9 protein-coding genes are annotated in these 9,872 nt (G+C 68.4%); 5 read left to right on the top strand and 4 right to left on the bottom strand.

Annotated elements, in window-relative coordinates; all coding sequences use genetic code 11:
* From ACSAMQ_RS12360 to ACSAMQ_RS12350, 3 genes are all read left to right on the top strand, one after another.
* On the top strand, positions 1-1,947 hold a 1,947-nt coding region (locus tag ACSAMQ_RS12360), incomplete at its 5' end, for a tetratricopeptide repeat protein (RefSeq protein ID WP_435395923.1).
* Between the two features lie 57 nt (positions 1,948-2,004).
* The gene (locus tag ACSAMQ_RS12355; protein WP_435395922.1) at positions 2,005-2,631 is read left to right on the top strand and encodes a YbhB/YbcL family Raf kinase inhibitor-like protein; all 627 of its coding nucleotides are present in this window, start codon (positions 2,005-2,007) and stop codon (positions 2,629-2,631) included.
* A 120-nt stretch (positions 2,632-2,751) separates the two neighbouring features.
* Positions 2,752-3,225, top strand: a complete 474-nt coding sequence (locus ACSAMQ_RS12350; protein ID WP_435395921.1) for an RDD family protein — start codon at positions 2,752-2,754, stop codon at positions 3,223-3,225.
* Between the two features lie 23 nt (positions 3,226-3,248).
* On the opposite strand, the gene ACSAMQ_RS12345 is transcribed toward ACSAMQ_RS12350, so the two are convergent.
* The 4 genes from ACSAMQ_RS12345 to ACSAMQ_RS12330 all read right to left on the bottom strand — a co-directional run bounded on the left by ACSAMQ_RS12345 (position 3,249) and on the right by ACSAMQ_RS12330 (position 6,630).
* Entirely contained in the window at positions 3,249-4,103 is an 855-nt protein-coding gene (locus ACSAMQ_RS12345) for a DUF4377 domain-containing protein (RefSeq protein WP_435395920.1), read from the bottom strand.
* Positions 4,104-4,381: 278 nt separating this feature from the next.
* Entirely contained in the window at positions 4,382-5,215 is an 834-nt protein-coding gene (locus ACSAMQ_RS12340) for a hypothetical protein (protein ID WP_435395919.1), read from the bottom strand.
* 67 nt (positions 5,216-5,282) lie between these two features.
* The gene (locus tag ACSAMQ_RS12335; protein WP_435395918.1) at positions 5,283-5,774 is read right to left on the bottom strand and encodes a DUF2750 domain-containing protein; all 492 of its coding nucleotides are present in this window, start codon (positions 5,772-5,774) and stop codon (positions 5,283-5,285) included.
* A 49-nt stretch (positions 5,775-5,823) separates the two neighbouring features.
* Positions 5,824-6,630 carry an undecaprenyl-diphosphate phosphatase gene (locus ACSAMQ_RS12330; RefSeq protein WP_435395917.1) on the bottom strand — a complete coding sequence of 269 codons (807 nt, stop codon included), beginning with the start codon at positions 6,628-6,630 and terminating at the stop codon, positions 5,824-5,826.
* A gap of 294 nt (positions 6,631-6,924) precedes the next feature.
* Here ACSAMQ_RS12330 and glnA point away from each other — a divergent pair, with 294 nt between their 5' ends.
* Both glnA and ACSAMQ_RS12320 read left to right on the top strand, forming a co-directional pair.
* On the top strand, positions 6,925-8,334 hold the full coding sequence (glnA, locus tag ACSAMQ_RS12325; RefSeq protein ID WP_435395916.1) for a type I glutamate--ammonia ligase: 1,410 nt from the start codon (positions 6,925-6,927) through the stop codon (positions 8,332-8,334).
* Between the two features lie 690 nt (positions 8,335-9,024).
* On the top strand, positions 9,025-9,870 hold the full coding sequence (locus tag ACSAMQ_RS12320; RefSeq protein WP_435395915.1) for a TorF family putative porin: 846 nt from the start codon (positions 9,025-9,027) through the stop codon (positions 9,868-9,870).
* Positions 9,871-9,872: the final 2 nt, after the last annotated feature.

Here is a 9,872-nt window from a genome sequence, read left to right as displayed (position 1 = left end):
CTGAGCGGCGACCGCGAGGGCGCCGTCGCCGCGCTCGACCGCGCGCTGGGCCTGACCCCCGAGGACGCCCAGCTGCACCTGGAACGCGCCGGCGCGCTGCTCGACGGCCGCCAGCTCGACGAGGCCCAGGCCGCGCTCGCCACCGCGATCGGGCTCGACCCCAATCAGTTTCCGGCCTACATCGTCAAAGCCCATCTCGCGATCGCACGCGGCGACCTCGACGAAGCCGAGCGGCTCGGCCGCACCGCCTCGCGCATCGCCCCGGGCCACCCGCAGGTCGCCGCCGTCGAAGGGTCGCTGGCGCTGCGCCGCGGCGACACCGACCGCGCCCTGGCGGTACTCAGCCACGCCGCCTCGCTGGCGCCGGACGACGCCCAGATCGTGCACGCGCTGGCTTTCGCCTACCTCGCCAAGGGCCATCTGGCCTTCGCCGAGCAGGCCTTCCTGACCCTCGCCGAGCGTCACCCCGATCAGCCCACCCTGCAGTTGATGATCGCCGACCTGATGCGCCGCCAGCAGCGCTTCGGCGAAGCCGCCGACCGGGTCGCCGCGGTGGCCGGGCGCGAAGACGCCGGCTTCGGCGTGCAGCGTTGGCTCGGCGAGCTGGAACTCGACGCCGGCCGTCCGGAGCGCGCGCTGCCGGCGCTGCGTTCGGCGCTGGCCATCGTTCCCGACGACCCGCGCACGCTCAACGCGATCATGGAAGCCTGGCGCCGCCTCGACGACATCGACGATGCGCGCCGCACGCTCGAGTCCGCGCTCGCCACCCACGCCGACCTGCCCAACCTGTGGCGCGCGCGCCTGGCCCTGGAACCGTTCGCCGAAGCCGGCGCGGTCGAGGTCATCGAACGCTGGCAGCAGGCCATGCCTGGGCACCTCGGCGCGCTGGAGGCGCGCGCGGCGGTGCACGATCAGGTCGGCGAACACGCCGAGGCCGAGGCCATCGCCCATCGGATCGTCGAGCTGCACCCGGGCGACGTGCGCGCCGAAATGCGCATCGTCCAGGGCCTGGCCGAGACCGATCCGGACGCCGCCGCCGAACGCATCGAACGCCTGATCAGCCTGGCGCCGGATCCGCTGGTCAAGCGCGAACTGCGCCAGTTGCTCGGCCGCGCCTTCGACCTGGCCGGCCAGCCCGAGGCCGCCGCCGCGACCTGGGCCGAACTGCACGCCGAGGTCGTCGACCAGCGCCTGCCGCGCAATACCATCAGCCGCCGCAACGGCGCCGAATGGCCGGCGTTGGCGCCGATCGCCGACGGCGCCCAGGGCGTGCTGCTGCTGTGGGGCGCGCCGGGTTCGCGGGTCGAACGCTTCGCCCAGATGCTGACCGCGGTCGGCGCGCCGCTGCTGGTCGATCGCTACGGCGAACAGCCGCCGACCGATCCGCTGCAGCGCTACGGCACGGTCGAAGAATTACTCGCCGGCACTCTCGACCCGGCCTTCCTGGTCAAGATGTACCGCGCCGCCTTGCCGGCGCGCGGCGCCGCCGAGGGCCCGGTGTTCGACTGGCTGCTGTGGTGGGACAACGCCCTGTTGCGCGCGCTGCGTCCGTATCTGCCGCAGGCGATGATGCTGATCGCGGTGCGCGACCCGCGCGACATGCTGCTCGACTGGCTGGCCTTCGGCAGCACCACGCCGTACGCGCTGGAAACGCCCGAGGCCGGCGCGCGCTGGCTGGCCCAGACCCTGGACCAGGTCGCCGACCTGCACGAGCACGATCTGTTCCCGCACAACCTGGTCAAGCTCGACGAGATCCTCGACGACCCGGGCGCGCTCGCCCAGGCGGTCGCCGACACCTTGCGCATCCAGGTGTCGCTGCCGAACGATCTGTCGCTCGGCGGCGCGCGCCTGGCGCCCGGTCGCTGGCGCCAGTACACCGGCCCGCTCGGCGAGGCCTTCGCCCTGCTCAAGCCGGTCGCGCGCCGCCTGGGTTATCCGGAAAACTGAGCCGCCTATCCACGCACCGACGGCGCGCCCGCCGCGCCGTCGCTCCAGGAGCCCGACATGCGTATCCACAGCAACAGTTTCGAGCACGGCCGGCGCCTGCCGGCCGAATTCGCCGCCGGCCAGGCCACCGCCGACGGGGTCGGCTTCGCCGCCAACCGCAATCCGCACCTGGCCTGGGACGGCGTGCCGGCGGGCACCCGTTCGTTCGCCTTGCTGTGCATCGACCCGGACGCACCGACCGTGCCGGAGATGGTCGACCGCGACGACGTGCAGATCCCGGTCGATCAGGTGCGCGGCGATTTCTTCCACTGGGCGATGATCGATATCCCTGCCGCCGTCACCGAGATCGCCGCGGGCAGCTGCAGCGACGGCGTGACCGCGCACGGCAAGCAAAACCCGGCCGGTCCGGCCGGATCGCGCCAGGGCATCAACGACTACACCGGCTGGTTCGCCGCCAATCCGGACATGGCCGGCGACTGGTACGGCTACGACGGCGCCTTTCCGCCGCCGAACGACCTGCGCCTGCACCGCTATTTCTTCCGCGTCTTCGCCCTCGACGTCGAGCGTCTCGAGGTCGGTCCGCGCTTCACCGCCGGCGAAGTGCTGTACGCGATGCAGGGCCATGTGCTCGGCCAGGCCACGACCTATGCGACGTATGCGCTGAATCCGGCGGTTGCCGGCTGATCGACGGCGGCGCACGGCCTCGCCGTTGCGAGCGCGCACCGCGATTGCGGGCGCGCTGTCGGTTGCCCTAGAGTCCGCCGAGGGATTCCGCTTCGGGACCGACAGGGGAGCACGATCGACATGGACGACAACCCGTATCACGCACCGCAGACCGCGGTGCAGTTGGACGAGCGCATGGCGAAGTTGGAGGCGGCGAGCTTCCTCCGGCGCTTCTTCAACTACCTCATCGATTTCGTCGCCTGCTATGCGATCGGCTTCGTGATCGCCTTCGCGTTCGCCTTGTTCGGCGGGGAAGGCGCGCTGGCCGCGATGGACGAACCGAACCTCCTGCGCGACTACGCCATCGGCATCGGCTTGATGTTGGCCTACTACATCCCGCTCGAAGGCATGTTCGGCGTCACCGTCGGCAAGCTCATCACCGGCACCCGCGTGGTCGACGAACAGGGGCGACCGCCGGGTTGGGGTCAGGTGATCGGGCGCACCTTCGCGCGCCTGATCCCGCTCGAGCCGTTCTCGGTGCTGTTCTCGGACAGCCGCCGCCCGGCCGGCTGGCACGACCGCCTGCCGAAGACCCTGGTGGTGCGGACGCGCTGAACCCAGCGCGTCCGCGACAGCGCTTACGACTTCGGCGGCGGCACCAGTTCGCTCTCGACCACCATGTCGAGCACGTAGGCCACCGACGAGGCGTCGGCCGGCGGGTTCTTGATGTCGAACTTCTTGACCCGCACGACGTTGCGCACGCCGGCTTCGTGCTTGTAGCCCTCGATGTCCTGGTACAGGAACTGCCACTCGCCCGGCGCCTGCGAGACGCCGTTGGCGTCGTAGCTGCGCTCGCGCACCCACAGGCACTGGTGCTTGGGCATCAGCGGATGCGGGCAGGTGCGGCGCTGCGCGTCGACTTCGAAGAACATCGTGGTGCCTGCGCTGCCGTAGCGGGTTTCCGCGGTCGGTTCGCCACTGAGGCTCAGCTTGCTACCCGAAGCGGTCGTCAACAGCAGGCGCGGCTGCGGCGCCTGGCCTTCGATGGCGAATTTCGCGTTGCCTTCGAGCTGCCTGGCGATCTCGCTGTCCATCTGCATCAGGCGCTGGTCCTGGCAGGCCATCAAGGTGGTCTGGAACTGCTTGACCTCGATGCGGTCGCCCTTGAGCGCGTACATCGCGCCGACATGGTTGCAGCCGCCCGACACGCCGAGGCGGTCCTTGACGAAACTCAGCTGCAGGCCGTACTTGCCCTCGCGCTGCAGCGCGGCGATCGGCTTGCCGGCGCTGTCGGTGGCCGAGTCGAGTTTCCACTTGTAGCCGCCCAGGTCGATGGCGGAAGTCGCCGGCGCGGCATCGGCCGGCGCGGCGCTGTCCTGGGTGGGCTTGGCGGTGTCGCCGTTGCCGGTGCTGTGGGAAGGCGCGGCGCAGGCGGCGAGCAGGGCGAGCGACAGCGCGGCGGCGGACAAAACGAGGGGGCGGGTGATAGTCATGGGGCGGGATGATCCAATGTTGGCTGCGAAGACAGGATCAACGGCCGCGCGCGGGCCATGGGGTTGGCCGCGTTCAGCCGCGGGTCGGGCAGGCCGGTCATTGAGCGACGGTCCACCCGCGCTGCTGTGCGCCTCGCCCGGCTCCGGCATCCAGGGGCGCCGGCAGCGCGCGGCCGCCGGCGGCGGTGGCGAGCAGAACTTGCAGCGGTAGCCGGTCGCCACCGACCAAAGGCGGGGACGAGAAGCGAACCGGTTGGGCCGCAAGGCGGATGCGATCGTCAATCGCCGCGTGGATCGACCGACGCGCAAGCCGGGGTCTCGGGTTGGATGCGGGCCTGGGCGTCGCGATACTCCTTGACGTAAACCACGCCGGGCACGCCGTGCGCATCGACGATGTCGAAGCGCCGCACCCGCAAGGTCGAGCGGAAGCAGGCTTCATGGCGATAGCCTTCGATCGGGTCGCGCTGCCAGTGCCAGTCGCCGACCGGAATGCGGTTCGCCCCTTCGCTGCGAACCTGCCGCACATGCAGGCAGCGCTCGCGACGCCTCGACGGCGGCGGACAGCGGCGCTCGTCGTCGATCTCCAATTCGAGTGGGGTGCCGGGGCTGCCGTAGCGCGTCTGCGCGGTCGGCACGCCGACCAGGCTGATGCGTGCGCCGTCGTCGTGGGTGATCAGCAGCTTGTGCGTGTCGCCCTCGGCGACGATCGCGAATTGCGTGTTGACGGTGGCCAGGCGGAAGAAGGCGGTGTCCATCGCGGCGTCGCGCCTGCAACCGGCGGTGGTCTGGATTGCGCCCTGGTCGTCGCGCAGCAGTCGTTTGCCATCCAGCTTGTAGCGGCCGCCGACCGTGTTGCAGGCTCCTTTCAATTCGAATACGCCGTCTTGGTAGCGCGCATGCAAACCACGATGACGCGCTCCGCGCAGCGCGCCGACGCGGCGGCCCCACGCGTCGGTGGCCTCCAACGGGTACCAGTCGAAGGCGCGCAGCAAACCGGCCTGGGTCTGAGGCAGCGAGTAAGCCGGCGCGGACTGCCGGCTGGCGGCCACCGAGCCCAGCGAGATCGTCGTCAGCAATGCGGCCGCCAATGCGAGGCAGAACAATCGATTCATGGCGCGACACTCCTTGTCGATCAGCGATAGGCGTCCCAGTCGAACGCGCCGGCGCGCGGTTCGGGGTTCAGCCTTTGGGTTTGGCGAACTTCTGCGCCAGCTCGCGCTGGGCGCGCTCCAGGTCGAGGCCGCCGTCGCTGTCGTCTTCTTGCTCGCTTTCGTCGGCGAGCACGGCGTCGATATGCCCCAGCAGTTCCGCCGGGGTGACTACCGCGCACTGCATCGTCGTGTTCGGAAACACGCCGACGCCGAGGCCGGCTTCGGTCAGCGCCGGCGCGGCCTTCGCGCGCCAGGCTTCCAGCTCGCGCAGCACCGGCGCATAGCCCTTGAGGTTCGGCGCGGCCGCCAGGGCGGCGCGCGCGGTACCGGTCGAAGGCCACACCGGCAACAGCTCCTGGCCGTCGTCGTCGAACAGGGTCAGCACGAACTCGCCGGATTCGGCGACCCACAGCTGCCCGGTGCGCGCGACCGCCGCGACGAAGGCGGCGTAGCGCTCGGGCCCGGACAACTGGGCGTAGTCGAGCAATTCCTGTTCGGCGGCGCGATCGGCTTCGTTCATGGCGGCGGCTCCTGCCGGTGAGGCGGTGCGGTCAGCTGGGCGATCTCATTCAACTGCCGGACGGCATCAGCAGCAACAGCGCTGCGCCGAACACGAAGCGGTAGATCGCGAACGCGGTGAAACGGTGGGTCTGGATATAGCGCAACAGCCACTTTACCGCGATGAAGGCGGTCACGGCCGATGCGACGAAGGCTACCCCGAGCGCGTTCCAGTCTTCGTTGGCGGCGGCCGGGGTGCCGAGCACGCCGAGCAGCTCGTAGCCGCTGGCCGCGAACATCGTCGGGATGCCGACCAGGAAGGTGAACTCGGTCGCCGCGGCGCGGCTGGTGGTGCCGGCTAGCAGGGCGATGAAGATCGTCGCACCCGAACGCGAGGTGCCCGGGAACACGCCGGCGACGACCTGGGCGATGCCGACCAGGGTCGCGACGGTCCAGGTGATCTCGCTGCGTTCGCCGAGCGCGGCGGCGCGCTTGGCGGCGAAATGCTCGGCCGCGATCATCCATACGCCGCCGAGCACCAGCGCCCAGGCGATCGGCAGGACCTGGTCGGGCAGGCTGAAGCCGGCCTTCTTGACCGCGATGCCGAGCACCGCGGTCACTCCGAAGGCGACGGCGAGCTTGTACAGGTAGTCGCGGTTGTCGCGCTCGGCGAAGCCGGTCGCGAGCGTCCACAGCCGGCGCCAGTAGATGACCACCACGGCGAGGATCGCGCCGGCCTGGATCGAGATGTTGAACAGGTCGGAGCGGTGTCCGAGCCAGTGTTGCGCGATCAGCAGATGTCCGGTGCTGGAGATCGGCAGGAATTCGGTGATGCCTTCGATGATGCCGAGGAGCAGGGCGGCGAGCAGGTCGGTCATTAGGGGCGGGGGTCTTGGTCGGGGGCGGAGAGGCGGAGCGCGCCGCCGCGATCGGGGGTTCGCGGCGGCGCGCCAGAATAACGGAAAGCGTGTTGCACTAACTTGGTGCGAATGCCCGGTTTCGCGCCTTCATATGGTGCGTCCCGATCGCGACAGATCCACGATTCTTTTTTATTTCATGGGCTTAGAGGGAGTTGAAAGTTGGCACGACGCTTGCTTCCCTGTCAGGCAGGCGGCGTCAATGCCCTCGCGTTGCACGACTCTTACTCCCGACTCCCCTTTCCCGGAACGAACATGTCTCTCGAACAGGTCGAAAAGCTCATCAAGGATCACAAGGTCGAATTCGTCGACCTGCGTTTCACCGACATGCGTGGCGTGCAGCACCACGTGACCTTCCCGAAGTCGATCGTCGAGCCTTCGCTGTTCGAAGACGGCAAAATGTTCGACGGCTCCTCGATCAGCGGCTGGAAGGGCATCAACGAGTCGGACATGATCCTGCTGCCGGATCCTTCGACCGCGTTCCTGGACCCGTTCACCGCCGATCCGACCGTCGTGCTGACCTGCGACATCCTCGACCCGGCGACCATGCAGGCCTACTCGCGCGATCCGCGCGGCGTCGCCAAGCGCGCCGAGGCCTACCTGAAGTCCAGCGGCGTCGCCGACCAGGCCTTCTTCGGTCCGGAACCCGAGTTCTTCATCTTCGACTCGGTCCGTTACGCCAATGAGATGGGCCACACCTTCTTCCACATCGATTCGGAAGAAGCCGCCTGGAACTCGGGCAAGGAATACGAAGGCGGCAACAGCGGCTACCGTCCGGGCGTGAAGGGCGGTTACTTCCCGGTCGCCCCGCTCGACTCGCTGCACGACATCCGCGCCGAGATGTGCAAGACCCTCGAGCAGGTCGGCATCGAAGTCGAAGTGCACCACCACGAAGTCGCCAACGCCGGCCAGTGCGAGATCGGCACCAAGTTCAACTCGCTGGTAGCCAAGGCCGACGAGCTGTTGACGATGAAGTACATCATCAAGAACGTCGCCCACCGCAACGGCAAGACCGCGACCTTCATGCCCAAGCCGATCGTCGGCGACAACGGCAGCGGCATGCACGTGCACCAGTCCTTCGCCAAGGGCGGCGTCAACCTGTTCAGCGGCGACGGCTACGGCGGCCTGTCGCAGATGGCGCTGTGGTACATCGGTGGCGTGTTCAAGCACGCGCGCGCGATCAACGCCTTCACCAACTCGGGCACCAACAGCTACAAGCGCCTGGTGCCGGGCTATGAAGCGCCGGTGATGCTGGCCTATTCGGCCCGCAACCGCTCGGCCAGCTGCCGCATTCCCTACGTCGCCAACCCGAAGGCGCGCCGCATCGAGATGCGCTTCCCCGACCCGATCCAGTCGGGCTACCTGACCTTCGCCGCGCTGATGATGGCCGGCCTGGACGGCATCAAGAACCAGATCGACCCGGGCGCGCCGAGCGACAAGGACCTCTACGACCTGCCGCCGGAAGAGGAGAAGGGCATTCCGACCGTGTGCCACTCGCTCGACCAGGCGCTCGAAGCGCTCGACAAGGACCGCGACTTCCTCAAGGCCGGCGGTGTGTTCACCGACGACTTCATCGACAGCTACATCGCGCTGAAGATGCAGGAAGTGACCAAGTTCCGCGCTGCGACTCACCCGCTCGAATACCAGATGTACTACGCCGTCTAAGGAGATTGCCGCATATGTACATCGGGTCTTCGGATCGGCAGGTGTCCGGCCCGGTCCTTGCGGACCGGGCGCTCACCGGGCCGGAATGCGCTTCAACGCATTCCGGAAAGCGCCCGGCTCGCCCGCTCGAATACCAGATGTATTACGCCGTCTGATCGCCATGAACGCATCCATCCTCGCGCCAGCCAAGCGTTATCCCGATCGCCCGCGCCGCTTCGATGCGGCGCGGCGGGATGACGCGCGGCGGCGCGCGCAGGCGATGCGCGAGATGCAGTAAACCAGCACACGGCCCGGGGCTAACGCTCCGGGCCGTGTCGCTTTCAGGGAAGAGCACCCACCCGGGCGACGCCACTCGCCTCCATCCGTCCGATATCGGCCATGGCCGACGTCGCGGGAGCGGCTTGCCGCAACAAACGCAGGACACGAAACGCAAAGCCCCTTACCACCGAAACCCTCGACCGCGGCATCGCACACAGCACGACGAGTACGCAGCCATCGAGCCGCGACCGATCGACGCGCGCCGCCGCGGACCCGACCCACCACAGGAGGACAGCCATTCGACGCAGGCGCGGACCGCAGAGTCCGACCGCGCGTCCATCTCCGGCCCGAGCACGACGAAGGCGTCGACGCGGCCGGAACGCAACGAAGCAATGACCGGGGAGGGGCCACCGCTTATGAGGAGCCTGCGTCATGTCGTTAGATAGCAAAACCGAAAGCGCCGGCGCCACCGGCAAGACCGCGCGAGCCAAGTACGCGCGATCCAAGACCGCACGAGCCAAGACCACACGAGTCCAAGCCGCGCTTGCCACCGCGCTCGCGTTCGCCGCACTCGCGGCCACGACTGCACACGCCGGAACCTCGGGCTCGGTGAGCCTGACCAGCGACTACCTGTTCCGTGGGGTGTCGCAGACCAACCAGAACCCCGCCTTGCAGGGGGGCATCGAATACGCGCACGACAGCGGTTTCTACGCCGGCGCCTGGGGCAGCAACGTCAGTTGGCTGTCCGACACCGTCGTGATCGGCGACGACATCTCCAACAGCCTCGAACTCGACGGCTACGTGGGCTACCGCGGCAAGGCCGGCGAGCTGTTCTCCTACGACGTCGGCGTGCTGACCTATTACTACCCCGGCGACTACCCGAGCGGCTTCAACAGCCCCGACACTACCGAGATCTACCTCGGCGGCACCCTGGCGCCGTCTCAGACCGTGTCGGTCGGGCTCAAGTACTCCCATGCCGTGACCGACCTGTTCGGCTATGCCGATTCCGACGGCAGCGGCTACCTCGACGCCAACCTCAACTGGACCTTCCAGCCGAGCTGGACGCTCAACGTACACGGCGGCAAGCAGTGGATCGAGCACAACAAGGATTTCGAGTACGCCGACTGGAAAGTGGGCGTGACCAAGAGCTTCGACAGCGGTTTCTCGGTCGCGGCCGCCTACAGCGGCACCGATGCCGAAGAGGCTTACTACACCAACGCCCACGGCAACTTCCTCGCCGACGACGCTTTCACCCTGACCGTGACCAAGGCGTTCTGAGC

Origin of the sequence: Lysobacter sp. 1R34A (genome assembly GCF_051217035.1) — a bacterium.
In the GTDB taxonomy this organism is placed as follows: Bacteria; Pseudomonadota; Gammaproteobacteria; order Xanthomonadales; family Xanthomonadaceae; genus Lysobacter.
Note: the sequence above shows the minus strand (reverse complement) of the source record. Positions and strands in the feature narration are given on the sequence as shown.

Excerpts from the sequence above, each read along its gene's own strand:
- ACSAMQ_RS12330 (WP_435395917.1), bottom strand. The coding sequence starts at position 6,630 with ATGACCGACCTGCTCGCCGCCCTGCTCCTCGGCATCATCGAAGGCATC.
- ACSAMQ_RS12335 (WP_435395918.1), bottom strand. The coding sequence starts at position 5,774 with ATGAACGAAGCCGATCGCGCCGCCGAACAGGAATTGCTCGACTACGCC.
- ACSAMQ_RS12345 (WP_435395920.1), bottom strand. The coding sequence starts at position 4,103 with ATGACTATCACCCGCCCCCTCGTTTTGTCCGCCGCCGCGCTGTCGCTC.
- ACSAMQ_RS12340 (WP_435395919.1), bottom strand. The coding sequence starts at position 5,215 with ATGAATCGATTGTTCTGCCTCGCATTGGCGGCCGCATTGCTGACGACG.
- ACSAMQ_RS12320 (WP_435395915.1), top strand. The coding sequence starts at position 9,025 with ATGTCGTTAGATAGCAAAACCGAAAGCGCCGGCGCCACCGGCAAGACC.
- glnA (WP_435395916.1), top strand. The coding sequence starts at position 6,925 with ATGTCTCTCGAACAGGTCGAAAAGCTCATCAAGGATCACAAGGTCGAA.
- ACSAMQ_RS12350 (WP_435395921.1), top strand. The coding sequence starts at position 2,752 with ATGGACGACAACCCGTATCACGCACCGCAGACCGCGGTGCAGTTGGAC.
- ACSAMQ_RS12355 (WP_435395922.1), top strand. The coding sequence starts at position 2,005 with ATGCGTATCCACAGCAACAGTTTCGAGCACGGCCGGCGCCTGCCGGCC.